Source organism: Ascidiimonas aurantiaca, assembly GCF_037646345.1.
Classification (GTDB): Bacteria; Bacteroidota; Bacteroidia; order Flavobacteriales; family Flavobacteriaceae; genus Ascidiimonas; species Ascidiimonas aurantiaca.
Genome location: NZ_JBBEWR010000017.1, coordinates 62,766 through 86,366 on the forward strand (window position 1 = coordinate 62,766; position 23,601 = coordinate 86,366).

The following is a 23,601-nucleotide window of genomic DNA, read 5'->3' on the forward strand; positions in this document are numbered from 1 at the left end:
GTTGTTAGTATCTTTCACATTGAAAGTAATGATGAACCCTAAACATTAGTGAAATGTTAGCAGAGGAAAAAGATAACCTGCAGCCGGCAGAAGGAACAGAAGAAAACATAGAAAAAAAAGCAGAAAATACCACCCGGCAACAAGAGATCGCTGAGGGAAAAAATAAAGAAGAGCCAAAGATCGAAGAAGTGGTTTCAGAAGAAGAAAAAGCATTGGCCACAACTGAAGAAAAGGAAACAACTGAGCCTTTAGAGGCACAGGAAGAGGATACCAACGAAAAGGTAAAAGCTGAAACACCTGTATCAAAAACAGAAAGTCATACAAGCCCTGAAGAAACTTTGGGAACCGAAACCATTGTTCCGCATGAAGAAATAACCCCATCACCTTCCGTAGCAAAAAAAGAGACTTCTGAGCTCGCCACATCCGAAACAACCACAGCTAAGGTTTCGGAAGAAACTGAGGAAAAAGCCCTGAACGAAATTGAAGAATCCAATGCCGAAGATGCTGAAGATGAAGCTAACCAGGACAGGCATAACATACCGCTATTGGATTACCACTCCATGACTATGGAACAATTGGTGACCGAACTGACCAAGCTTGTAAAAAATGAAAAAATACAGGCCATTAAAAATCATGTAGATGCCATTAAAAATGAGTTTGACCTTAAGTTTCAGGAATTACTGGAACAAAAAAAGGAAGATTTTTTAAATGAGGGTGGTAATGAAATAGATTTCAGGTATGTATCTCCGGTAAAAACCAACTTCAACGAAGTATATAACGACTACCGGGAAAAGAGAAATCAATATTACAAAAATCTGGAGCGTTCTTTACAAACAAATCTGGCAAATCGCCTGGATATTATAGAAGAATTAAAGGGGCTCATTAATGTTGAAGAAAACATTAATACTACCTACAAACATTTTAAAGAACTTCAGGACCGGTGGAGAAATGCAGGCCCCATACCCCGAATGCATTATAACGATGTCTGGCGCACCTATCATCACCACGTTGAGATTTTTTATGACTTTCTGGACCTGAACCGGGATCTTCGGGATCTTGATTTTAAACGCAACCTTGAAGAAAAAGAGAAAATCATAGCTCGCGCTGTAGAACTGGCAGATGAAACTGACGTAGGTAAAGCCTTTAGAGAATTACAGGGACTCCACAAGATCTGGAAAGAAGAAATAGGCCCTGTAGATCGGGAACATCGTGAGGAAATATGGAAGAAGTTCAGCGCTGCTACAAAAGTTATTCATGATAAAAGACAGGAATACTTCAAAAATCTGGATAGCATTTATGAGCAAAACCTGGAGAATAAAAAAGAGATTATAAACAGTATTGAAGAAATTGCCAAAAACCCTCCAGGCTCGCACGGACAATGGCAAAAACAAATACGGGAGGTAGAGCAGCTAAGAGATACTTTCTTTAAAGCAGGAAAAGTACCTCACAAAGTAAACGAGCAAACCTGGAGTGCTTTTAAAGAAGCGGTAAGAAATTTTAACCGTAGCAAAAATGCATTTTACAAAGATCTCAAAAAGGAACAGCATCTTAACTATGAAAAGAAACTGGAACTGGTAAAACTGGCAGAATCATTAAAAGATAGTGAAGACTGGTCAGAGACCACTCCTGTCATGAAAAAAATACAAAACGACTGGAAAAAAATAGGTCACGTACCCAGAAAGTTCTCTGATAAGATATGGGATGATTTTAAAAATGCCTGCAACCATTATTTTGACAGGCTGCATGCGCTTCGTAACGAAGCGAACAAGGAAGAAGTAGAAGCTTTTGAAAAGAAAAAGCAGTTTCTGGATGATCTTCGTGAATATGAGCTTACGGGCGACAAAGATAAAGACCTCACCTCTATTCAAAATTATATTTCCGAATGGAAAAGTATTGGCAGGGTTCCTTACAACAAACGCAATATTGAGGGGCGTTTTAATAAGATACTGGATGCTCTCTTTCGAAAACTGGATGTTAATAAAAATCAGGCCGAACTCATTAAATACGGCAACAAGCTGGAACAGTTAGCCAATTCGGAAAATGACGACAGGCTTATTACCAATGAAAAAATATTTATCAGAAGGAAAATTGATGAATTAAAAGGAGAAATACGGCAGTTAGAAAACAATTTGCAATTTTTCTCCAATGCTTCCGAGAACAATCCTCTGGTGCAGGAAGTGGTCAAAAATATAGATAAACACAAACAGGATCTTGAGCTCTGGAAAGAAAAGTTAAAACAGTTAAGAGCCTTGGGGTAAACTAACCACGCTTCAAAAGCCTGAAAACTTTAAAATAGAACCATAAAAAAACAGCGGCTGGCCGCTGTTTTTTTAGTCTATATACTATAACTTTATTCTCAATTAAGCTGAAGCGATGCTATTACTTAGCTACATTTACAGCGCGAGTTTCACGAATTACAGTAATTTTTACCTGTCCGGGATACGTCATGTCTGTTTGTATCTTTTGAGATATCTCAAAAGATAGTTCAGAAGCTCTTTCGTCACTTACCTTTTCACTTTCCACAATTACACGAAGCTCCCTTCCTGCCTGAATGGCATAGGCTTTTTTAACACCGTTAAAAGCAAACGCTATCTCCTCCAGATCTTTTAGTCTTTGAATATAGGAATCGAGCACCTGTCTTCTTGCTCCGGGTCGGGCTCCGCTTATGGCATCACAAACCTGAACTATGGGAGCTAAAAGGGTTTTCATTTCAATCTCGTCATGATGCGCTCCAATAGCATTGCAAACATCAGGCTTTTCGCCATGCTTCTCAGCCCATTCCATTCCCAGAATAGCATGAGGTACTTCTGTCTCCGTTTCCGGAACTTTTCCAATATCATGAAGTAAACCGGCACGCTTGGCCAGTTTGGCATTCAATCCGAGTTCTGCAGCCATCACACCACACAACTTGGCCACTTCGCGGGAATGTTGTAACAGGTTCTGCCCATAAGAAGAACGGTACTTCATTCGTCCTATCATTTTGATAAGCTCAGGATGCAAACCGTGTATTCCCAAATCGATAACCGTACGTTTTCCAACCTCTATGATCTCTTCATCAATTTGTTTTTTTGTTTTTTGTACGATCTCTTCAATACGCGCAGGGTGAATACGGCCATCGGTAACCAGTTTATGCAGTGAAAGTCTGGCAATCTCTCTTCTCACCGAATCAAAACAGGAAAGAATAATAGCTTCAGGAGTATCATCTACAATAATTTCTACACCGGTAGCTGCTTCCAGCGCCCGTATATTTCTTCCCTCTCTTCCTATAATTCTGCCTTTTACGTCATCAGATTCCAGATTGAACACCGAAACACAGTTTTCAACCGCTTCTTCTGTACCAATACGCTGAATGGTATTCACAACAATTTTCTTAGCTTCCTGTTGCGCAGTGAGCTTGGCTTCTTCCATGATATTCTGGACATAGGCCATCGCATCACTTTTTGCATCTGATTTTAAAGATTCTACCAGTTGCGCTTTTGCTTCATCGGCAGACAGACCCGAAATCACTTCTAATTGCTCTATCTGGCTTTTGTGGAGTTTTTCAACTTCGAGTCGCTTTTTCTCAAGAAAATCAACCCGATAGTCATAATCCTTAATTTTGGTTTCAAGCTCTCCATTGAGCTTTTTATTTCGGGTTAACTCTCCCGTAATTTGCGACTCTTTATCTCTAATTCTTTTTTCTGCTTCGGATATTTTTTTATCCTTCGAAATAATTACTTTCTCATGTTCGGCCTTTAATTCAAGGAATTTTTCTTTGGCCTGTAAAATCTTGTCCTTTTTGATATTTTCACCTTCGGCAGTAGCGTCTTTTACAATTGAAGCCGCTTCTTTTTTTGCGTTGGCTATTAATTTTGAACCACTTTTCCTATCGATTATTTTCAATATGAAAAAGCCAAGGAACAACCCTACAACTACTGCAATTACAATTAATGTTGTATTATCCATCATCTATATATTTAAAAAAAAGCCTACATTGGGTTTTGGTGTTTTGAACAAACTCCAAAAAACAGGTTTAGGGCTAACAGAATGCTCGAAGATCCGTTATCGAGACGGCCTGTTCTTACACTCTAAACTCACCCTTTTTAATTGATACTTGTTGAGTTTGTCAAAAAAAGAAACCAATGTAGGCAGTAACTTAATTTTATTTAAAAGAACGTAACCTTAGCTAAGTTTATCTTTCAAAAGCTGGTTGAGCATAACCAGTCTCTCCTGTACATCTTCCCTTACATGCTCACTGTCAATATCTTTTTGCTCTACCTGGGAAGCAAACTGCAAGGCACACATGGCCAGTACATCCTGTTTGTCCCGAACCGCGTAATTGTGCTCAAATTGTTTTATAAGCGTTTCAATTTGCTTGGCTGCTTTCCGTATCCCCTCTTCCTGAGTGGGGTTAATAGTAAGGGGGTAAACCCTATCTGCTATTGAAATCTTGATTTTGAGTTTGCCATTCATAACACTTCTCAAATCTTATTCGGAAAGCTGCGCAATACAGCGGTCAATTTCTCTTATCAAAGTATTTATTGTAAGCTTAGCTTCTGTTGTTTTTTCATTACTACCCAACATTGAATTTGCCATTTTAAGCGCTCTGTATTTCTCTTTCCATTCTTCAATCTCTTTTTGATGATTGGCAATGGATCTCTTAGAGACCGCTAATTCCCTGGTAAGCATTTCGTTAGATTGTTTTAACACTTCCATTTTATGTAGAAGCTTACTCACCCTGTTCTCAAGGGAATCTACAATCTCTAACATATTACTCATAGGGAGCAAAATTCAAAACTTGATATACAAATGTAAAAGAACTGATCATACCTCGCAATAGTTTCCTTAAAAATTATCGAATTGAGTTTACATTCTATCTTAACATCTTTTGGCGTTTTTCAACCGTATATCTTCTTCTTTTACCAGCAATTATTTAATTTAGCCTCACAATGATTTATACATGCAACGCTACGTACTCACTCTTTTGTTTATAACCCATGTGGTTTCTGCGCAATCTCCATTTCCCAAAGACACATTTATCCCCCCGCTGGATATACCGTTGCTCCTCTCGGGTACTTTTGGCGAATTGCGGTCTGATCATTTTCACTCGGGCATTGATCTGAAAACACAGCAGAGAGAAGGGCTTCCTATTTATGCTATTGGCAGCGGGTACGTTTCCCGTATTAAAATATCGCGATGGGGTTTCGGGAAAGCTATTTATATTCAACATCCTGATGGTAATTATACTTCAGTATATGCTCATTTACAGCAATTCTCCCCGGAAATACAATCCTTTGTAAAAAAACTTCAGTACCAAAAACAATCGTATGAAGTAGAGGTTTATCCCGATCCTGAACAAATACCGGTAAAAAAGGGAGAGGTTATTGCTTACAGCGGTAATACCGGAAGCAGTGCAGGCCCTCATTTGCATTTTGAGATACGTGATGCTAACCAGCGACCCTTAAACCCACTCCAGCTTGGATGGAAAGTTGAAGACAATGTACTCCCCACCATTAAAGGAGTGTTTGCCTATACGCTGGATGCCCAGTCACAGGTTAACCAGTACAATACCAAAGTACCATTGAAAATTCACCAGCAAAGCCCGGGAACTTTTATAGCCAGTAAAATTTATGCCCATGGTGCTATTGGTTTTGGTATAGAAGCTTTTGACCGCCAGAACCACACCTATAATAAAAACGGGGTTTACAAAGTAGAGTTAAAACTAAATGGCACTCCCTACTTTAGTTATGATTTTGAAAGCTTTACCTTTAAAGAAACCCTATACATTAATGCTTTTATCGATTTTTCACACTATAAAAAATTCAAGAAACGTATTCAAAAAGGGTTTATTGAGCCCCAAAACCCTTTGAGTATATATACCAATCACATAAATAACGGAATACTCAAAATTGAAGACCAGCTCTCATATACAGTTGAAATAAAAGTTTCCGATTTTGCCGGTAACGAAAGTACTGTGATCATTCCCATTGAAGGAAAAAAACAGGAAATACTTCACAAAAATGATATTTTGATCACTGAGCGTTTTTTAAGGGCAGGTATAGACAATTTGTATGAACTTGAAAATGTTTCCGTATATTTTCCGGAAGGCACTTTTTATGAAAACTTTTATCTCGATCTCGCTAAGGAAGATTCTCTGTTTAAGATTCACCATGAGAACATCCCTTTACACAAGTCTTACACCATTACATTTGACGCTTCCCAATATTCCGGAGATGAGCGAAAACAAATGTTTATTGCCTATATGAACCGCGAGGGAAGTCTGGAATATCAAAACACACGAAAAGAAGGTGACCAGCTCTCTGCCCGCACCCGAAAGCTGGGCCGCTTTAAACTTGCAAGAGATACCGTTCCCCCAACGGTAACACCTTTAAATTTCAAACAGGGACAATGGCTCACAAACTTCAGGTATTTAAGGCTGCAGATTAAAGATGACCTTACAGGTATTAAAAGCTATAACGCTACTTTAAACGGACGCTGGATACTCATGGAGTATGACCCCAAAACGCAAACTATCTCATACGACTTTAAAGATCTTGACCTTGAAGATGCCAAACATATTTTAGAACTCAATGTAGTTGATAATGTAGGAAATAATACTACATTTACCAGTACTTTTTTCAAAAAGAACTAATTACGCACGCAATTTGAAAAAAAACAACCATTACCTGCTACTGCTACTTCTGGTGTTAGTTAACGGAATTATATATTCCCAAAAAGCAACTCTGCGTGGTATTATTCTCGATGAAAACAATCAACCCATACCTAATGTTAACATAGTCGCCGGCACTAACGGAACACAATCCAATGAAAATGGTTTTTACATGATCTCCCTCCCTGCAGGTCAAAAAGTACTCGTACAGTTTACACACATCACCTTTAAAAAAACAATCCTTACACTCCAGCTAAAAGACGGGGAAGATTTTGAGTTCAATCCGGTAATGCGATTAAATATCGAGCAGATAGACGAAATTGTAGTAACAGCTTCGGGGAGAAAGTTCGTAGAAGGCATTTTAAATATTTCACCCGAGACCATTCGCCAAATTCCCGGGGCCAATCCCGGAGTAGAAAATATTCTGAGATCTCTTCCCGGTGTTAATTCTAACAACGAACTCAGTACGCAATACTCTGTACGAGGGGGAAATTTTGATGAGAACCTGGTATATGTTAATGAGATTGAAGTTTACCGTCCCTTTTTAATACGATCGGGACAACAGGAGGGTTTCAGCTTTGTAAATACAGATCTGGTACAAAATGTAGATTTTTCAGCCGGAGGGTTTCAGGCTCGTTATGGAGATCGCCTTTCATCAGTACTCGATGTTACCTATAAGGTTCCCGTATCTACAGAAGTACGGTTGCATGCCAGTTTGCTGGGAGCCACTGCAGCTCTGGAAACCGTATCACCCAATGGTAAACTATCTACCGTTACCGGAGTACGCTACCGAAACAATTCCCTTTTTGTGAACAGTACACAGACCGAATCAGATTTCACACCGGTCTTTGCAGATGCGCAAACCTATTTCACCTATAAGGCCAACAGTAAATTATTATTTAATTTTCTGGGGTACGTATCTGTTAATGACTATCTCTTCAGGCCCCGTAACCGGCAAACCAATTTTGGTACGCTGGCAGAACCCCGTGCCCTGATCGTATTCTACGACGGGCAGGAGAAAGATCAATACTTAACAAGCCTGGGCGCTCTTAAAGCCACTTATTTTGTGAACGACAGCCTACAGTTAAAATTAATAGGCTCGGCTTTTCATACGGCAGAAGAAGAACACTTTGATATACTGGCGCGCTATCGCCTGGGGGAGGTAAACAGCAATATTGGCGATGACAATTTAGGTGAGGTAGCATTTTCAGAAGGTGTGGGAGCGCAATTCTCGCATGCCCGTAACGATCTCGATGCCCTGATCTTAAATTTTGAACACAAGGGCACCTATACCAAGAACGGCCATCAATGGGATTGGGGCATAAAATATACCCGTGAAGACATACGGGATCGCCTTCGGGAGTATCAGATCATTGATTCTGCTGGCTTTTCCTTACGGCCTCCTTTACCAGAATTTAACAACGACCAGCCGTATGAACCCTTTGATGCCCCTCTGGAAGCCTTTCAGAGTGTTAGGGCGCTCAACTTTGTCACTACCAATCGTTTTTCCGGTTTTCTGCAATGGAGCCGGCGAAAAAAATGGCGAAATCACCTTATCTGGATGAATGCCGGTGTACGTGCCCATAGCTGGAACGTGCGTGCACGCGGAGAAGGTTCCAGTACACAAACCGTTATAAGCCCCAGAGCACAGTTTGCCATAAAGCCCGATTGGGAGACCGATATGGTATTTAGAGTAGCTACCGGGTTGTATCACCAACCTCCCTTTTATCGTGAACTCCGTGATCTTTCAGGAAACGTACATCCTGATGTAAAAGCCCAGCAAGCCTTCCATCTGGTGCTGGGTAATGAATACAGCTTTACCCTTTGGGACCGACCTTTTAAACTTATTTCAGAGGGATATTACAAAAACATGACTAATGTAAATACCTATACCATAGAAAACGTTCGTATTCGTTACAGAGCCGATAACAATGCTACGGCATTTGCCTATGGCCTGGACGTACGAATGAATGGTGAATTCGTTCCCGGTACAGAATCCTGGATAAGTTTAGGATTTATGAAAACAGAAGAAAATATAAATAACCGGGGATATATTGCCAGACCCACTGATCAACGCTTCAAGTTTGCTATCCTTTTTCAGGATTATGTACCTACTATACCAGACCTTAAAATGTACCTTAACCTTGTATATAATACCGGACTTCCTGCCGGCACTCCTGCTTTTGGAGATCCATACGACTTTCAAAACCGATTGCGGGATTACCGAAGAGCCGATCTTGGAGTCTCTTACGTGTTGGCAGATCGTCAAAAAACTTTTAGAAAAGGACACTGGTTACACCCTTTTAAAGAATTGAGTGTGGGGATTGAAATTTTTAATATTTTTGATAACTTAAACTCCATAACCAGTACCTTTGTAAGAGATGTTCAATCCGGAAGGCAATTTGGCATTCCTAATTTTTTAACAGGGAGAGTTTTAAATGTAAAACTCAGTATGCAACTGTAACATGAAAAGCTATTTTACACTTTTTTTAATAAGCTGCTCCATACTGGTGAGCGCACAAAAAACTATTTACGAAAGTATTCACTTCAACACCCTTAGCAAAGATCATAAAATAATCGCCATTGTTCCTTTTCTCGCTACACTGGAACTCGATAATGATGAACAACGGCTTTCTCCTTCAGAGCTTAAAGAACTGGAAAAAAAAGAAGGCCTTGAAGTGCAAAATGCCTTAGAAAGCTATTTTCTTAAAAGAAAATCGAAAAAGAAATTCCTGGTCAACTTTCAAAATGTAAAAAACACCAATGCCATTCTCGCCAAAAACGGTATAACCCTCGACAATATTGATATATATACCACACAAGAGCTTTGTGAGATACTTGGAGTAGATGCCCTTGTGAGCGGCAACCTTACCCTTAGTACATTAATCTCTGACGGTGTTCCGGATGTAGATTTCATATCGGTACTGCTGGGAAAAGCAGATTTCGGGCGTATTGCTATCAAAATAAGTGATGGTAAAACCGGAAAGCTTCTTTGGAAATATGAAAAAACAATTAACCGAAAATCAGGCAAAAACACCTATGCCATTATTGAAGCCATGATGAGAACGGCTGCACGAAAGTTCCCTTATGACCGGGAAAAAGATAAAAACCGCAGACGAAAAAAGAAGAATGAGGATTAACTTTCGGCAAACTCTTTTAGAACCCTGATCACATAATCGATCTCTTCTTTGGTATTGTATTTCGAGAATGAAAAACGAAGAGAAGGCTGTTTTAATAATTCATCAGGAAGAAATGCACTCAATACATGTGAACCCTGATGGCTGCCCGACTGGCAGGCACTACCTTTAGAGCAGGCAATCCCTTTAATATCCAGGTGAAACAATAACAATTGTGCTTTATCTTCCGAAAATGGCAAATTTACATTCACCAGCGTATAGGTACTTCGTAAAGGGTCTTCACAGGCACCATTGAATACGGCCCCGGGAAAAGCCTCTTTCATACACTTAATAAAATAGGCCTTGAGCTCAGAAATATACTCCCGCTCTTCATCAAGGTTCTCATAGGCAGCGATCAAAGCTTCTTCCAGCCCTGCAATATTATGGGAAGACTCCGTACCGGCACGAAAACCACGTTCCTGCTCTCCTCCAAAAATAAAAGGCTTGAGTCCGGAGTCTTTTCGTATAAAAGCAAAACCAACTCCTTTAGGACCGTGAAATTTATGAGGTGCCGCCACAAAAAAGTCAATGGGTACCTCCTGTACGTCCCATTCCCAATGTCCTACAGACTGAACCGCATCTGAGTGAAAAAGCGCATCGTACTCTTTGCAAAGTAAAGACACTTCTTTAAGCGGTATCATATTCCCTATTTCATTGTTTACATGCATCAGGCTCACCAGAGTTTTCTCATTGGGTGCCTTTAATAATTGCTCCAAATGTTTCATATCAGGCATTCCATCAGCCTCCGGGCGTACATAGGCAATCTCAATTCCATATTCCTTTTCCAGTTGTTGTACCGTATGTAAAACGGCATGATGCTCCGTCTGTGAAGTGATGATACGCCGTACATGGAGGTCTCTCACCGCACATCGCAATATCATATTATCTGCTTCCGTACCCCCGGATGTGAATACAATCTCCGAAGGATGCGCATTGAGATATTTAGCAATGGTTTTTCGGGCTTTTTCTACCAGTGTTTTAGAAGAACGCCCAAAACTATGCGTAGATGAAGGATTTCCATAATTATGTATAAGCGCTTCCTGCATTCTTGTAATTACCTCTTCTCGTAATTGTGTAGTAGCCGCATTATCCAGATATACATTTTTCATAAGGCACAAAATTACATCAAATAAAATTATTCCTTTTCCCTTTCGTTATAAAGAGACATTTCTGTTACTTTTGTTCTCCTAAGTGCGAAAATGATGAAAAAATTACTGTTTTACTTTTTTCTTGCTGTTTCTTTACAGGGATGTGGCGATGGGGATCTACAGGTAGAAAGTATTGATTTTGATCCTGTTGCTATTCAATTCTGCTCAGGAAATAATACTCTTTTTTTTAAAACTATTGATTCTGAAGCCATTATTCTCATTTTACCTGAAAGTATGATCGTTAATGAAGTAACCAATGACGAGCCCCGCACCAGTACAATTCCAGCAGCTTCACGGTTTTTTTATCGCTTTTTTACAGATAATGTTACCGCCAACTATTTTTGTGGAGATATTCCTCCTGCCACACCGCAGGTAGATAATGAACTGGAAGCTACCGCAGGAACAGTCTCAGTTACCACTACCAGCGAAACCGCAGAAAACGGAACCGTTACGTTTACACATTCCATTAAAATAGAAGGACTGGTATTGTTAAACACAAACGGAGAACGCATTATAAGTTCAAGTTTTACCTTTGGAGAGGTCACTTCTACCAACTAAGCATTCTTATTCTGGAAAATATACACCTCTGTAGCACCCAGTCCGTACTTTCGGTAATCGGCATCGTAAAAAGAAATGTTTTCGTAGTGCCCGAACAGGTATTCCAGTTCATTTTTTAAAACGCCTTCCCCCACACCGTGAATAAAAACTATCTTGGGAATACGATTTTGCATCGCAAACTCCAATCTTCTTTTTGCCGTTTCTATCTGTAAGGTAAGCATATCGTAATTACTCATTCCTTTTGACGAATCGGTAAGCTGATGAATATGCAGATCTACCTCCATTGCAGGCGCATTACGTTCTTTAGCTCTGGGTGCTATTTTCTTTTTGGCAGGCGGTACCTCTTTTTCTTTTTTTGCCTCCGCTACTTCATAATTGGTAACTTTAAACGCAACGCCCTTAGGCGGAACCTTAATAAGCTGTGTTACCGGCACCTCCATTTCAAAACCTTCATCCAAAAGCACCGTAGCCAACATACCTTTTACCAATGAAATACGTCCTTTAAGCATTTCATCAAGAAGCTCTACCCTATCTCCTTTCTTAAATACCATACGTCTTTATTAGTTATCGGCCCCTGATTTTTCTTCGTCGTCTTTTTCCATGAATACAAAAGGATCCTTTTGAGTGTTTTTGGGGTTATCTTTTACCCAGTAACGTGTAGATTTATACAACCCGAACATCAAAAGCACAAAGGCAAAGACCGTAATGTAAATTTTATCTTCTTCACTACCCCAATTGGTATAAAAAAGTAGGCCGGCTCCTACGATAATGAATAATGAGTATAACAGTTTAGCCATATTTTTGTCTGATAATCGATAGATTACACAATAAAATTAATTATTTTGTATTTTTACAAATGTAAATGATTAACCCCAAATACCATGAAAAAGTTAGTATTGCCTGCCCTATTTACTATCACTTTCGGTTTTTCGCAACTTCACGTAAGTACCGACTCCTTTATTTATGTCAAAGGAGAACAGGTTTTTGTAGGTGATTTTGGAGATTCAAATCCAGATATAAACCTGGCCGGTGTTTCCGCAACGGATTACACACTGGCGAACAACGGATACATTTTTTTAAGAGATGAGGGGATGTTGTTTCAAACCCTTTCTTCCAATCCGCCTGAAAATTCAGGGCTTGGAAAGATATCTTTATACCAGGAAGGTACTGCCAATAATTATAATTACAATTACTGGGGGAGCCCGGTACATGCTCCCGGAGAACCCACCGGTTTTCGAGTGAGCCAGCTTTTTGATCCCGATGTTACAGGAGATACGGCCCCTTTTCCCGCAGCTTTCACCTCTGGTCGTGACGGCACAACCGGTGACGGTACAGGTACGGTAGATTTAACTATAGCCTCCAGATGGATATTTACTTTTGAGGCCGCCAGTGGGTACGTAAACTGGAACCCAGTGGGAAGTACCGGACTGATTAAAAAAGGACTGGGCTTTACTATGAAAGGCACCAGCGGTAGCAGTAATGCCCAACGTTACGATTTCAGGGGAGTACCCAATAGTGGAGATATAGCGGTTACCATAGCTGCAGATCAACTTACCTTAGCAGGAAATCCCTACCCTTCTGCACTAGACCTAAAAAGATTTCTGGTAGATAACACTAGTGTGCTGGATGGTTTTATCTATTTATGGCAACAGGATCGTACCGTAAACTCTCATTCTTTAGTTGATTATATAGGAGGTTATGCTACCTATGCCCCAGGAAACCCGGGAGATTTAGGCGATGATGGTATTTATACCGATGCGACCTTTTTACAGGCAGATGCCACCGGAGACAGTGGTTCGGGATCTTTTGCCAATACTGACGGTATTATAGGTACCCCAAGGTATGCCCCGGTAGGGCAAGGTTTTATGATAAGAGGTGCTTTGTCACCATCAGGCCCGGAAGCCCTTTTCACTAACTCTCAAAGAGCCTTTGTGAAGGAAACCTCTACAGATGATGGCACCAGTAACGATAATTCTATATTCAACCGTACAAAAGGAAAAGTCACGCTTCCCAAAGAAGAAAATAAAAAAGTAGAAGTTGATGAGAACATAGTTGTAAAAGCACCGGTTCGATCTGTACTTCGCTTTGGCGTTCGTATTTTAAGAGCAGGTAATAACGGCGCGCTGGTGAAGAATATGGTACTTGCTTTTGATGATAATTATTCAACCGATGCAGTAGATTGGGGTACAGACGCCCTTGATAATTCATTTTTAGAGAATAATGTGTACTGGCCCATTGAAGGTGAAAAATACGTTATTCAATCTACGAATTTTGTAAGAAATAAAGAAATTGCGCTTGGTTTTGAACTGGCATCACAAACCACATTCGAAATTACTCTTTATGAAAAAGAGAATTTTGACAGTACCATGCCCATTTACCTCCTTGATAAACTCACCGGAATATATCATGAGATCACTGATAAATCAGCCTCCGTATTAAAAACACTGGAAGCAGGGAACCATGAAGAACGTTTTGTTATTACTTTTACCAACGGCAATGATATTTTGCAGGAAGACGAGGAAGACAACGATGAAGACATTATAGTAGAAGCAGGTGAATTTGAAATTTTTCATTCACATATTGACAAGCAGGTAGTGCTTAGAAATGCTGCTCAGCAGGGTATTACCGGCATATATATGTATGACATAAATGGCAGACTTCTCTATTCTGATACAGGAGAGTTTACACAAAATGAAATTAACATTAGTACCGCTCAATTGAGCACCGGGGTCTATATAGTGAATGTAGAGACCCAAAACCAAAAGAATATAACCAAGAAAATAGCTGTTTCTAACTAAATACATGTTTTTGTTAGCAAAGATCGAAGATCATCTGCTGCCGTGCCTGAATAAAAAGCTTTTTGGCTTTGAATGCATGGGGTGTGGATTTCAAAGAGCCTCTGTTCTTTTATTTAAAGGAGAGTTTGTGGCGGCTTTTAAAATGTACCCGGCACTGTATCCACTCATTATGCTTTTAGCTTTTTTAGGTTACTCCACTTTTTTTAAAGTTAAATACGCCAATAAAATTACCATAACACTAATCATTATTACTATATCTTTTATTTTAGGTAACTTTACATTAAAACTTATTAACCACTAAACTTTATGGAACAACAAAAATTACCTAATGTTACAATTTCGTTGGTACTGGGTATCATTTCATTTGTAGCATGCTGTTGTACTTCCGGTATTGGAGGGATACTTTTTTCGGGAATAGCCTTGTTTTTGGCAAATAAAGACCGGAAAACCTATTTTGAAAATCCGGAGAACTACAGTAATTACAGCCAGTTGAAAACCGCCAGGATTGTAGCTATTATTGGTCTTGTACTTGCTGCTTTATCTCTTATTGTATCGATATTCTACATTATAAGTCTGGGAGGCTGGAATGCGTATTTGGAGCACCAGAGAGAACTTCTGGAAGGGTTTGAAGGATTTTAATTAGCAACCAAAATAATAACTCATGGAAAACCAACCTAAACGACCTTCTAATTATTTGGCATTGGCTATTATCAGCACAGTTCTATGTTGTATTCCCACGGGCATCGTTAGTATTGTTTATGCCTCAAAAGTAAATACAGCTTATGCCGAAGGCAAGTATGAAGATGCGGAAAGCGCGTCTAGAAACGCTCGCTTATGGGCATTAATAGGTATTGCGCTTGCCCTTGTAGGATGGCTTCTTTACATAGCTTTCTTCGGGTTTGCCATCTTTGCAGGCATAATGAATGGTTAAAAAGCCATTGGCATACTACAGTATAGGAGGGATAGCACTGATATTGGTGCTATCCCTTTATTATTTTATCGATCCTGTTGAAACCAATTTGTTCCCAAAATGTCCTTTTCATGAATTCACGGGTTTACATTGCCCGGGTTGCGGAAGCCAGAGAGCCCTTCATGCACTTGTACATGGCCGCATTTTTTCAGCACTGGGTCATAATCTGCTCATACCTTTGGTACCCCTGGTACTGTTGTATAAATTATATATCAAATCGGCTTTGAAAAATCCGGAAAAAGATCCCGTCAACCTTTTACATCATCCTAAAACACCCGCCATACTCTTTTCTTTCATCATGTTGTTTTGGATCTTGAGAAATACCCCTTTATATCCCTTTACTTTATTAGCACCCTAAAAAAAACCACCCAAAGGTGGTTTGAATTATGATCGTGTTTTACAGGCTAAGATACCGGCTCAAAGGTTTTGAGTGTTTCCACTATAATAGTTACACAGGTAAGTAGTTCTTCCCGGGTCATTACCAAAGGTGGGGCAAACCGTATAATGTTTCCGTGTGTTGGTTTTGCCAAAAGCCCGTTTTCTTTCAGTGCCACACAAATACTCCAGGCGGTATCACTTTCTTCAGAATCATTGATCACTATGGCATTTAGCAGGCCTTTTCCTCGTACCAGTTTAACAATTTGAGAGTTTTTTATGTACGCATTCAGCTCTTTCCGGAACAGCTCTCCCAGTTCACGGGCGTTCTTTGCCAGCTTTTCATCTTTCACCACTTCCAGAGCTGCCATTGCCACGGCTGCTGCCACCGGGTTACCACCAAACGTACTACCGTGTTGCCCGGGACGAATTACATCCATGATCTCATTATCAGCAAGTACGGCACTTACCGGATAGACCCCTCCACTCAATGCTTTTCCGAGGATAAGAATATCAGGACGCTGGTAGGTATCCTGTTGTTCACAATGACCGCTACAGGTACAATCTCCACATACCGCAAGTAATGATCCGGTACGGGCAATTCCTGTTTGAATTTCATCGGCTATGAAAAGTACTCCGTTTTCTTTACAAATAGTTCGTGCTTTTGCCATAAAATCATTAGCTGGTGTATATACTCCCGCTTCCCCCTGTATGGGCTCTACCAGAAAGCCTGCTACATTGGGGTGCTCCCCGATCGTTTTTTCCAAAGCCTCTGCATCATCGTATGGAATTTTAATAAAGCCCGGCGTATAGGGCCCAAAGTTCTTTCTGGCGTTAGAATCATTTGAAAAAGAAATCACCGTCGTAGTGCGCCCGTGAAAGTTATTTTCACAAACAATTATTTGTGCCTCGTTTTCAGGTATCCCCTTTTTTTCATAAGCCCATTTTCTGCATATTTTAATAGCAGTTTCCACAGCCTCGGCACCCGTATTCATAGGTAAAAGCTTATCAAAGCCAAAATAAGAAGTGGTATATTGTTCATATGGTCCCAACTTATCATTGTAAAAAGCACGTGACGTTAGGGTAAGCTTCTTTGCCTGTGATATCATTGCATCAATGATACGCGGATGGCAATGCCCCTGGTTCACTGCTGAATATGCCGACAGGAAATCAAAATATCGCTTCCCTTCCACATCCCAAACATATACACCATTACCCTTTGTTAATACTACAGGTAAGGGATGATAGTTATGTGCACCGTACTCGTTCTCCAAAGCAATTGCCTCCTGAGAGCTGAAATTTTCTAAAACTGCCATGTTGAAATTCTTTAAAAAATGAAACTTTAACCATTCCTTCTTATGGAGAGAAATCATCCGTTGCAGTACGATGCAAAGTAACAAATAATTTATAGATAATTCAGTTGATATCTTTTTTAATCAAAACGACCTTACCATACGATCAACAGCTAAAAACCTTTCAAAACGAATCTCATATTCAAGGCCAAATAAGGATGGATTATATTTTTGAAAAAAAATATCTACTCCAAAACTACCTGGAAATACCCGGTATTTAAAAATACAGAACCTAATCACATATTACCCCAAGTTTTAGCTTGCCCCAATAAAAAATCTTTCAAATTTCACATAGATATTTGCAGGTAATGTATTAGTTTTAGGAAATATTTTAATCCGCAAAAAAACATGAAAAAACAAACACCTGTTTCAGAGATAATGACTAAAGATCTTGTGGTTATAAATAAAGATCAGTCTTTACAAGAAGCAAACAATATTATTAAGAATAAAAAGATTCGGCACGTACCGGTAACTTCCGGAGAAAAAGTGGTAGGCATGCTGAGCAAAACCGATCTTCATAAAATAAGCTTTATCAATACATTTGACGGTGATGAACTAACTACTGCCATGTACGACCATCTTACTGTAGAGCAGGTTATGACCCGTGAACTCTCTACTATTAAACATACCGACACCATTCACGATGTAGCAAAAATACTTTCGGAAAATGAATTTCACGCATTACCGGTAATGGACGGCACCCAAATTGTAGGTATCGTTACTACTACCGATCTAATAAAATATATGTTACAACAGCTTTAAAATTTCCATCAGGCGCACCTGACATAACCGGTGCGTCTGTGTTTTTTAGTAGTTCGCCACCCCTTAATCAGTTCTTATCTATATTTATTTACGCTTTTTGAGAAAACCAATAGGCGTATATGTCCCGATCCATCCGGTCTTATTAATTACATATTGAAATACTTTGTATTATGGCAAATAACTCCGTGCCTGAAACATGTACAGAAAAAGATATACAGATCATACTCAAAGGTATTAATGATTTTAACTTAAGCAAAGTACCGGCATTATCTGAATGGTGGACACCGCTTAATTTCACTGTAAAAAACAAAAACAGAGAGGTTATTGCAGGTATTCTCGCCGGAATAGGATATTGGAAAGGACTGGAAATTAAAATACTATGGGTAAACGAAAAAGAGCGTCACAAAGGTATTGGCAGCAGATTATTGCAATATACAGAAGAAAAAGCACGTGAACTGGGTGCTGTAATTTCTATGTTAGATACATTTAACTTCCAGGCCGAAAATTTCTATCTACGTCATGGGTATTCAATTTTCGGAGAGATCAAAGATTTTCCCCGAAAGGGAGACAGGCGCATCTATCTTTCAAAAAGGTTTTAATAATAGTATTTCAAAACCGCACATATTCAGTTTAAGCACCTGCTAAACCAGCATTTATATTTAACATGTATTTTTCCCGCTCTTCTTTTGTTTTTTCTTATCTTATATTTTATTAAACAGTAAAACTCATAGATTATGAAGAAAAGAAGTGTAAAAAAACTGTCCCTGGGAAAAGCGTACATAACTCATCTGAATAAAACAAACACTGTTAGAGGTGGTAGAGATAGTGTAGATACAGAATTTTGCAATACAAATATAACATGTAATACGGATATAACCTGCAATACAGATATAACTTGTAATACAGATATAACTTGTAATTCAGCATGTACATGTCCTTTATAGAACATTTTAGGCTTATCCGGTATGTTAAAACGCCGGATGAGTTTTTTATTAACAACCTAAAAAGATAAGCATTGTAACATTTTAATATCAACTTCTCAAAAAACACTTTATTTTTGCCGCATGTCACGAAAAAACAAGCGAACGTTATTTGAGAAGCTAGAAGTTATCGATGCCGGTGCTAAAGGTAAAAGTGTAGCCCGTACTGCTGAAGGACAGGTCGTTTTTGTAAACAACGCAGTTCCGGGAGATATTGCAGATGTGCAGACATTTAAAAAACGGCGATCATACTACGAAGGTACAGCAGTTCATTTTCATACATGGTCTGATAAACGTACCACACCCCTTTGTGAACATTTTGGTGTTTGCGGAGGATGCAAATGGCAACACATGGCGTATGAGCACCAACTGTTCTATAAACAAAAAGAGGTAGAAAACAATCTTAAACGCCTTGGAGGTATTGAACTTCCAGAATTGCACCCCATTTTGCGATCTTCAGAACAATACCACTACCGAAATAAAATGGAATTTTCTTTTTCCAATAACCGTTGGATCACCAAAGAAGAGCTAAACTCCGAAAATCCCGTTGAAGATAGAAATGCCCTTGGATTCCATATTCCGGGTATGTGGGACAAAATACTGGATCTTAACACTTGTTATTTACAAGCCGAACCTTCCAATTCTATTAGGCTGGCCGTAAAAGAGTTTGCAGTGAGCCATAATATGACCTTCTTTGATGTTCGAAAACAGGAAGGTCTGCTGCGCACTTTAATGATACGTACTTCGACTACCGGAGAGCTCATGGTACTCATACAGTTTTTTGAGGATCATAAGGTAAAGAGAGAACAGTTGCTTAACTACCTTAAAGAGACTTTTCCGCAAATTACATCTCTCCAATACGTAATTAACCAAAAAGCGAATGATACGCTTTATGACCAGAAAGTGATATGTTTTTACGGGCGAGACCATATTTTTGAAGAAATGGAGGGGCTTAAGTTTAAGATCAATGCAAAGTCTTTTTATCAAACCAATTCCGGGCAGGCCCATGAATTGTACAAAGTAACACGTGATTTTGCGGGTTTACATGGTGAGGAACTCGTGTATGACCTTTACACAGGCACGGGAACTATTGCTCAGTTTATAGCCCGGGAAGCAAAAAAAGTAGTGGGTATTGAGGCCGTTCCGGAAGCTATTGAAGACGCCAAAGCCAATGCGCAATTAAATGCCATAGACAACGTTACTTTTTTTGCAGGAGATATGAAGACTATTTTTGATGATACCTTTGTAGATGCTCATGGGCTTCCTGATGTTATTATTACCGATCCGCCCCGGGATGGTATGCATAAAGATGTGGTACAGCAAATACTCAAAATAGCTCCGGAAAAAATTGTGTATGTAAGTTGTAACAGTGCCACACAGGCCCGCGACATAGCAATGATGGATGCGCATTATCGGGTTACCAGAGTACAGCCTGTAGATATGTTTCCGCAAACCTATCACGTAGAAAATGTTGTACTTTTGGAAAAACGAAATATATAAAACACGTACATTCGCGGTTACCATGAAGAAACCCATTTTTTGTAGCCTCTTACTTAGTCTGTTTCTCTGGATTTCAGGTTGCCAGCGTGATGACCTTTGTGGAGAAGCAAACCCAACTACTCCCAGGCTTATTATCACCTTCAATGATGCAGCCAATCCCGAAGAACGTAAAGACGCTACCAGTCTTAAAGTAGTGGGTGAAGGTTTCGACAATGCTGTTCCCGGTCTGGACCGGGTAACTACCGATTCTATTGCTATACCCTTACGATCTTTGAGTCAAGAAACATCTTATATTTTTATTTTGAACTCTGAAGATAATGATCAGGGTGTTGAAACCGGCAATAGAGATACTTTGCGATTTAATTATAGTACCAAAGAGGTCTTTTTATCGAGAGCCTGTGGGGTAGTTGCCAATTTTGAAGATTTGGGAGAGAGTACAATAACCGATGCCGACAACTGGATACAGTCTGTTCTCATTCTTTCAACCTTAGTAACCAATGAAAATGAAACCCATGTACAGATACTTCATTAGCCTACTAGCCCTTCTCTCTGTGTATATGGGTACTGCCCAGAAGGCCAAAGATACCATTAAGTACAGTGAAAAATACGGTCTGCGTGTAGGGGTTGATCTAAGCAGGCTCGTAAGAAGTTTTTTGGATGATAACTACTCAGGGTTGGAACTTATGGCCGATTACCGTATCAGTAAACGTTTTTTTATAGCCGGTGAGATCGGGACCGAAGAAAATACCGTTGACGAAGATTTTTTTAATTTTACCAGCAATGGCAGCTATATAAAAGCAGGATTTGACTATAACACGTATCAAAACTGGTACGGAATGCAAAACCTTATATTTGTAGGTATGCGCTATGGTTTCAGTACCTTTTCACAAACCCTCAACAGTTATATCGTTAACAATACCAATCAATATTTTGATGAGGGTCTTATACCAGGAGCCAATCCGGATCTTCTCAGGGAATTTAATAATCTTAATGCACACTGGGTAGAAGGGGTGGTAGGTCTTAAAGTAGAGCTTTTCAATAATCTTTTTCTGGGGGCCAGCGTCCGGCTTAATTTCTTAATTACCGACCAGGCTTCCGAAGTACTGCCTAATCTATGGGTACCCGGATTTAACCGGGTAACTCAGGACAGCAGTATTGGCCTTGGGTATAATTATGGCCTATCTTATCTTATTCCTATTTACCGAAAAAAGAAAGGTATTATCAACATAGAAGAATAATTCTCTGTGCCGTTAGAATCACCCACTTGTAGTTACACATTATCGTACCTGTAAAATTTTTTTCAATTTCATGAAAGAAAAAAGAAGCATTTTCCCTCTTTTTATCATTCTTTTATTTCAAAATGATACTTTTGAACAAAGTAACTGTTATGAAAAAAACTATTGAAACTTTTTATACTGCTTTTCAAAATCTGGATGCGGAAACTATGACATCCTGTTATGACAAGGATATTGTTTTTTATGATCCTGCTTTTGGACATTTAAAAGGAGATCAGGTAAAAAATATGTGGCGAATGCTATGCCATTCACAGAAAGGAAAAGATTTTACCGTCACTTTTTCTAACATACAAATACAAGGAGAAAAAGGCAGTGCCCATTGGGAAGCATTATATACGTTTCACAAAACCGGCAGAAAAGTACACAACAGGATACATGCAGAGTTTAAATTTAAGAACGGAAAGATCTGTTCACACACAGACCATTTCAATCTTCATCGCTGGGCAGGACAGGCTCTGGGCCTATCAGGATGGTTATTAGGATGGACTCCCTTTTTTAAGAAAAAACTACAGCAACAAACCGGAAAGTTGTTGGCCGATTACGAAAATCAACATTAGAAAACCAGGCTTTCCGTCTATTGAAGATCACCATGATCTACTTCCATTCTTTTACTCCCTTTAAAAAAAGCCATTTCATAAATAGTTTTTCTCCGTTTTCCGTAGTTACTACTCCAAACTTAGGTGCCAGAATATTGGCTATAACTGCGGCTGTTATTGCGAGCAAAACACGATTATCAGGAAAAAACGCCAATGCTCCCAACCCAAAGCGAATTGCCAGGAAAAGCAAAGCAAATCCTAAAAAATTATATAGTAATGATTTATATTTTAGCTTCATGGGCAAATAATTTATTTACTATACTCCGGGTTAAACTTTGCTTTTTTACTTCCGGCATACATTTCAAATTTCACAAGTCTTGATTCAAGCTTGCCATTATAAAGTTTAATTTTTCGAGAGGGTCTGAGCCCTACATATTTTAAGGCTTCCAGGTTTGAAGTGATAAACCAGGCATCTGTATGAGCATATTTTTGTTTAAGCACATCGCCTATATTTTGATAGAACTCTCTGGCAGAAACCGGCAGTCTTTCTCCATACGGCGGATTAAACACCATATGAAGTTTGTCGTCTGAAAACTTTTCAGATTGAAAAAAATCTTGTTGCGATATCTTTATATATTCTCCCAAACTGGCTTCTTTAATATTATCTATCGCTTTTCTTACAGCAGATGGTGCTTTATCAAACCCTTGTATAGTGTATGGAAACTCTCTGGTTTTATTGAGGCTGCTTTCCATGATCTTATCAAAAAGAGTACTGTCAAAATCGTTCCATTTTTCAAAGGCAAACTCTTTTCGGTTAATATTGGCAGGAATGTTACAGGCTATCATGGCAGCTTCAATAGGGATCGTTCCACTGCCACACATAGGGTCCAGAAAATCACACTGGCCTTCCCAACCGCTCAACAGCAGTATCCCGGCAGCTAATACCTCATTAATGGGAGCAATATTAGTAGCCGTACGATACCCTCTGTGGTGTAACGAAGCTCCCGAGCTATCTAAAGAAACAGTACACTCATTTTGTTGTATATGTATATGAATACGCAGGTCTGGGTATCTCACATTTACATCAGGACGCTTTCCCTCATTATTCCGGAACTGATCTGCAATAGCATCTTTGGTTTTTAATGCCACATATTGTGAATGCCTAAACGTATCGGAATACACAGTAGCATCTACAGCAAAAGTTTTATATACATTAAGATACCGGCTCCAGTCAATACGATACACATTGCGATACAGTTCATCTTCATTACGTGCACTAAATGAAGTGATGGGTACCAGTATGCGAAGAGCGGTTCTCAAACAAAGGTTTGCCTTATACATAAACCCCTGGTCCCCTTCAAATGAAATATTACGTACCCCCTTCTCTACATTCTGAGCGCCTAATTCTTTAAGTTCACCCGCCAGTACATCTTCAAAACCAAAAAGGGTTTTTGCCAGCATAGTGTAATTTTTTCCCATAGTAGGCATGCTTTAAAGAGGCA

25 protein-coding genes and 1 other RNA gene are annotated in these 23,601 nt (G+C 39.4%); 16 read left to right on the forward strand and 10 right to left on the reverse strand.

All coding sequences use genetic code 11. From position 1 onward, the window contains the following. The first annotated feature begins 53 nt into the window (after positions 1–53). On the forward strand, positions 54–2,258 hold the full coding sequence (locus tag WAO84_RS15645; protein ID WP_340066986.1) for a DUF349 domain-containing protein: 2,205 nt from the start codon (positions 54–56) through the stop codon (positions 2,256–2,258). Between the two features lie 121 nt (positions 2,259–2,379). On the opposite strand, the gene rny is transcribed toward WAO84_RS15645, so the two are convergent. From rny to WAO84_RS15665, 4 genes are all read right to left on the reverse strand, one after another. Then, on the reverse strand, positions 2,380–3,945 hold the full coding sequence (gene rny, locus WAO84_RS15650) for a ribonuclease Y (protein ID WP_340067032.1): 1,566 nt from the start codon (positions 3,943–3,945) through the stop codon (positions 2,380–2,382). Between the two features lie 49 nt (positions 3,946–3,994). Beyond that, positions 3,995–4,102: non-coding RNA, 6S RNA (gene ssrS / locus WAO84_RS15655), on the reverse strand. 59 nt (positions 4,103–4,161) lie between these two features. Next, positions 4,162–4,452 (reverse strand): cell division protein ZapA, encoded by a 291-nt coding sequence (locus tag WAO84_RS15660; protein ID WP_340066987.1) that lies wholly within the window; start codon positions 4,450–4,452, stop codon positions 4,162–4,164. 15 nt (positions 4,453–4,467) lie between these two features. Then, positions 4,468–4,758: a hypothetical protein gene (locus WAO84_RS15665; protein WP_340066988.1), complete on the reverse strand. Its 291-nt coding sequence runs from the start codon at positions 4,756–4,758 to the stop codon at positions 4,468–4,470. 181 nt (positions 4,759–4,939) lie between these two features. Here WAO84_RS15665 and WAO84_RS15670 point away from each other — a divergent pair, with 181 nt between their 5' ends. Genes WAO84_RS15670 through WAO84_RS15680 form a run of 3 tightly spaced genes read left to right on the forward strand, consistent with a single transcriptional unit; the run spans position 4,940 to position 9,789 of the window. Further along, on the forward strand, positions 4,940–6,631 hold the full coding sequence (locus WAO84_RS15670; RefSeq protein WP_340066989.1) for a M23 family metallopeptidase: 1,692 nt from the start codon (positions 4,940–4,942) through the stop codon (positions 6,629–6,631). A gap of 13 nt (positions 6,632–6,644) precedes the next feature. Then, complete coding sequence (locus WAO84_RS15675) at positions 6,645–9,113, forward strand: TonB-dependent receptor (RefSeq protein WP_340066991.1); 2,469 nt, start codon at positions 6,645–6,647, stop codon at positions 9,111–9,113. Between the two features lies 1 nt (position 9,114). Next, complete coding sequence (locus WAO84_RS15680; protein WP_340066993.1) at positions 9,115–9,789, forward strand: hypothetical protein; 675 nt, start codon at positions 9,115–9,117, stop codon at positions 9,787–9,789. On the opposite strand, the gene WAO84_RS15685 is transcribed toward WAO84_RS15680, so the two are convergent. Further along, entirely contained in the window at positions 9,786–10,934 is a 1,149-nt protein-coding gene (locus tag WAO84_RS15685; protein WP_340066994.1) for a cysteine desulfurase family protein, read from the reverse strand. The two genes, WAO84_RS15680 and WAO84_RS15685, sit on opposite strands and share 4 nt — an antisense overlap. 90 nt (positions 10,935–11,024) lie before the next feature. Here WAO84_RS15685 and WAO84_RS15690 point away from each other — a divergent pair, with 90 nt between their 5' ends. Next, the gene (locus tag WAO84_RS15690; RefSeq protein WP_340066995.1) at positions 11,025–11,531 is read left to right on the forward strand and encodes a hypothetical protein; all 507 of its coding nucleotides are present in this window, start codon (positions 11,025–11,027) and stop codon (positions 11,529–11,531) included. On the opposite strand, the gene WAO84_RS15695 is transcribed toward WAO84_RS15690, so the two are convergent. Together WAO84_RS15695 and WAO84_RS15700 are read right to left on the reverse strand one after the other, a co-directional pair. Next, positions 11,528–12,082 carry a Smr/MutS family protein gene (locus tag WAO84_RS15695; RefSeq protein ID WP_340066996.1) on the reverse strand — a complete coding sequence of 185 codons (555 nt, stop codon included), beginning with the start codon at positions 12,080–12,082 and terminating at the stop codon, positions 11,528–11,530. The two genes, WAO84_RS15690 and WAO84_RS15695, sit on opposite strands and share 4 nt — an antisense overlap. A 9-nt stretch (positions 12,083–12,091) precedes the next feature. Further along, positions 12,092–12,328, reverse strand: a complete 237-nt coding sequence (locus WAO84_RS15700) for a hypothetical protein (protein WP_340066997.1) — start codon at positions 12,326–12,328, stop codon at positions 12,092–12,094. 84 nt (positions 12,329–12,412) lie between these two features. On the opposite strand from WAO84_RS15700, the gene WAO84_RS15705 reads away from it, so the two are divergent. Genes WAO84_RS15705 through WAO84_RS15725 form a run of 5 tightly spaced genes read left to right on the forward strand, consistent with a single transcriptional unit; the run spans position 12,413 to position 15,657 of the window. Further along, a complete protein-coding gene (locus WAO84_RS15705; protein ID WP_340066998.1) occupies positions 12,413–14,329 on the forward strand; it encodes a T9SS type A sorting domain-containing protein in 1,917 nt (638 codons plus the stop codon). 4 nt (positions 14,330–14,333) lie between these two features. Then, on the forward strand, positions 14,334–14,630 hold the full coding sequence (locus tag WAO84_RS15710; RefSeq protein WP_340067000.1) for a DUF2752 domain-containing protein: 297 nt from the start codon (positions 14,334–14,336) through the stop codon (positions 14,628–14,630). Positions 14,631–14,635: 5 nt separating this feature from the next. Further along, entirely contained in the window at positions 14,636–14,968 is a 333-nt protein-coding gene (locus WAO84_RS15715) for a CCC motif membrane protein (RefSeq protein WP_340067002.1), read from the forward strand. Positions 14,969–14,990: 22 nt separating this feature from the next. Beyond that, positions 14,991–15,260, forward strand: a complete 270-nt coding sequence (locus WAO84_RS15720) for a CD225/dispanin family protein (RefSeq protein ID WP_340067004.1) — start codon at positions 14,991–14,993, stop codon at positions 15,258–15,260. Between the two features lie 7 nt (positions 15,261–15,267). Continuing rightward, a complete protein-coding gene (locus WAO84_RS15725; RefSeq protein ID WP_340067006.1) occupies positions 15,268–15,657 on the forward strand; it encodes a DUF2752 domain-containing protein in 390 nt (129 codons plus the stop codon). 46 nt (positions 15,658–15,703) lie between these two features. Here the strand turns inward: WAO84_RS15725 and rocD are convergent, their stop codons facing one another. Beyond that, positions 15,704–16,990, reverse strand: coding sequence for an ornithine--oxo-acid transaminase (gene rocD, locus WAO84_RS15730; protein WP_340067008.1), 1,287 nt, complete (start codon positions 16,988–16,990; stop codon positions 15,704–15,706). Between the two features lie 384 nt (positions 16,991–17,374). On the opposite strand from rocD, the gene WAO84_RS15735 reads away from it, so the two are divergent. The 6 genes from WAO84_RS15735 (at position 17,375) to WAO84_RS15760 (ending at position 22,120) form a co-directional block, all read left to right on the forward strand. After that, the gene (locus tag WAO84_RS15735) at positions 17,375–17,788 is read left to right on the forward strand and encodes a CBS domain-containing protein (protein WP_340067009.1); all 414 of its coding nucleotides are present in this window, start codon (positions 17,375–17,377) and stop codon (positions 17,786–17,788) included. Between the two features lie 170 nt (positions 17,789–17,958). Then, positions 17,959–18,387, forward strand: a complete 429-nt coding sequence (locus WAO84_RS15740; RefSeq protein WP_340067011.1) for a GNAT family N-acetyltransferase — start codon at positions 17,959–17,961, stop codon at positions 18,385–18,387. Between the two features lie 465 nt (positions 18,388–18,852). Then, on the forward strand, positions 18,853–20,268 hold the full coding sequence (gene rlmD / locus WAO84_RS15745) for a 23S rRNA (uracil(1939)-C(5))-methyltransferase RlmD (RefSeq protein ID WP_340067012.1): 1,416 nt from the start codon (positions 18,853–18,855) through the stop codon (positions 20,266–20,268). Between the two features lie 22 nt (positions 20,269–20,290). Continuing rightward, entirely contained in the window at positions 20,291–20,800 is a 510-nt protein-coding gene (locus tag WAO84_RS15750) for a DUF6452 family protein (RefSeq protein ID WP_340067013.1), read from the forward strand. After that, positions 20,781–21,506 carry a DUF6048 family protein gene (locus WAO84_RS15755; RefSeq protein WP_340067014.1) on the forward strand — a complete coding sequence of 242 codons (726 nt, stop codon included), beginning with the start codon at positions 20,781–20,783 and terminating at the stop codon, positions 21,504–21,506. The genes WAO84_RS15750 and WAO84_RS15755 overlap by 20 nt, the downstream gene beginning before the upstream one ends. A gap of 149 nt (positions 21,507–21,655) precedes the next feature. Beyond that, a complete protein-coding gene (locus WAO84_RS15760; RefSeq protein ID WP_340067015.1) occupies positions 21,656–22,120 on the forward strand; it encodes a nuclear transport factor 2 family protein in 465 nt (154 codons plus the stop codon). A 37-nt stretch (positions 22,121–22,157) separates the two neighbouring features. Here WAO84_RS15760 and WAO84_RS15765 read toward each other — a convergent pair whose 3' ends face one another. Beyond that, on the reverse strand, positions 22,158–22,397 hold the full coding sequence (locus WAO84_RS15765) for a hypothetical protein (protein ID WP_340067017.1): 240 nt from the start codon (positions 22,395–22,397) through the stop codon (positions 22,158–22,160). An 11-nt stretch (positions 22,398–22,408) separates the two neighbouring features. After that, positions 22,409–23,578 (reverse strand): THUMP domain-containing class I SAM-dependent RNA methyltransferase, encoded by a 1,170-nt coding sequence (locus WAO84_RS15770; RefSeq protein ID WP_340067018.1) that lies wholly within the window; start codon positions 23,576–23,578, stop codon positions 22,409–22,411. Between the last annotated feature and the right edge of the window lie 23 nt (positions 23,579–23,601).

What these genes read in the sequence shown, in the direction of transcription:
- WAO84_RS15645 (WP_340066986.1), top strand. Translation starts at nt 54, where the DNA reads ATGTTAGCAGAGGAAAAAGATAACCTGCAGCCGGCAGAAGGAACAGAA.
- rny (WP_340067032.1), bottom strand. Translation starts at nt 3,945, where the DNA reads ATGGATAATACAACATTAATTGTAATTGCAGTAGTTGTAGGGTTGTTC.
- WAO84_RS15660 (WP_340066987.1), bottom strand. Translation starts at nt 4,452, where the DNA reads ATGAATGGCAAACTCAAAATCAAGATTTCAATAGCAGATAGGGTTTAC.
- WAO84_RS15665 (WP_340066988.1), bottom strand. Translation starts at nt 4,758, where the DNA reads ATGAGTAATATGTTAGAGATTGTAGATTCCCTTGAGAACAGGGTGAGT.
- WAO84_RS15670 (WP_340066989.1), top strand. Translation starts at nt 4,940, where the DNA reads ATGCAACGCTACGTACTCACTCTTTTGTTTATAACCCATGTGGTTTCT.
- WAO84_RS15680 (WP_340066993.1), top strand. Translation starts at nt 9,115, where the DNA reads ATGAAAAGCTATTTTACACTTTTTTTAATAAGCTGCTCCATACTGGTG.
- WAO84_RS15685 (WP_340066994.1), bottom strand. Translation starts at nt 10,934, where the DNA reads ATGAAAAATGTATATCTGGATAATGCGGCTACTACACAATTACGAGAA.
- WAO84_RS15690 (WP_340066995.1), top strand. Translation starts at nt 11,025, where the DNA reads ATGATGAAAAAATTACTGTTTTACTTTTTTCTTGCTGTTTCTTTACAG.
- WAO84_RS15695 (WP_340066996.1), bottom strand. Translation starts at nt 12,082, where the DNA reads ATGGTATTTAAGAAAGGAGATAGGGTAGAGCTTCTTGATGAAATGCTT.
- WAO84_RS15700 (WP_340066997.1), bottom strand. Translation starts at nt 12,328, where the DNA reads ATGGCTAAACTGTTATACTCATTATTCATTATCGTAGGAGCCGGCCTA.
- WAO84_RS15705 (WP_340066998.1), top strand. Translation starts at nt 12,413, where the DNA reads ATGAAAAAGTTAGTATTGCCTGCCCTATTTACTATCACTTTCGGTTTT.
- WAO84_RS15710 (WP_340067000.1), top strand. Translation starts at nt 14,334, where the DNA reads ATGTTTTTGTTAGCAAAGATCGAAGATCATCTGCTGCCGTGCCTGAAT.
- WAO84_RS15715 (WP_340067002.1), top strand. Translation starts at nt 14,636, where the DNA reads ATGGAACAACAAAAATTACCTAATGTTACAATTTCGTTGGTACTGGGT.
- WAO84_RS15720 (WP_340067004.1), top strand. Translation starts at nt 14,991, where the DNA reads ATGGAAAACCAACCTAAACGACCTTCTAATTATTTGGCATTGGCTATT.
- rocD (WP_340067008.1), bottom strand. Translation starts at nt 16,990, where the DNA reads ATGGCAGTTTTAGAAAATTTCAGCTCTCAGGAGGCAATTGCTTTGGAG.
- WAO84_RS15735 (WP_340067009.1), top strand. Translation starts at nt 17,375, where the DNA reads ATGAAAAAACAAACACCTGTTTCAGAGATAATGACTAAAGATCTTGTG.
- WAO84_RS15740 (WP_340067011.1), top strand. Translation starts at nt 17,959, where the DNA reads ATGGCAAATAACTCCGTGCCTGAAACATGTACAGAAAAAGATATACAG.
- rlmD (WP_340067012.1), top strand. Translation starts at nt 18,853, where the DNA reads ATGTCACGAAAAAACAAGCGAACGTTATTTGAGAAGCTAGAAGTTATC.
- WAO84_RS15750 (WP_340067013.1), top strand. Translation starts at nt 20,291, where the DNA reads ATGAAGAAACCCATTTTTTGTAGCCTCTTACTTAGTCTGTTTCTCTGG.
- WAO84_RS15755 (WP_340067014.1), top strand. Translation starts at nt 20,781, where the DNA reads ATGTACAGATACTTCATTAGCCTACTAGCCCTTCTCTCTGTGTATATG.
- WAO84_RS15760 (WP_340067015.1), top strand. Translation starts at nt 21,656, where the DNA reads ATGAAAAAAACTATTGAAACTTTTTATACTGCTTTTCAAAATCTGGAT.
- WAO84_RS15765 (WP_340067017.1), bottom strand. Translation starts at nt 22,397, where the DNA reads ATGAAGCTAAAATATAAATCATTACTATATAATTTTTTAGGATTTGCT.
- WAO84_RS15770 (WP_340067018.1), bottom strand. Translation starts at nt 23,578, where the DNA reads ATGGGAAAAAATTACACTATGCTGGCAAAAACCCTTTTTGGTTTTGAA.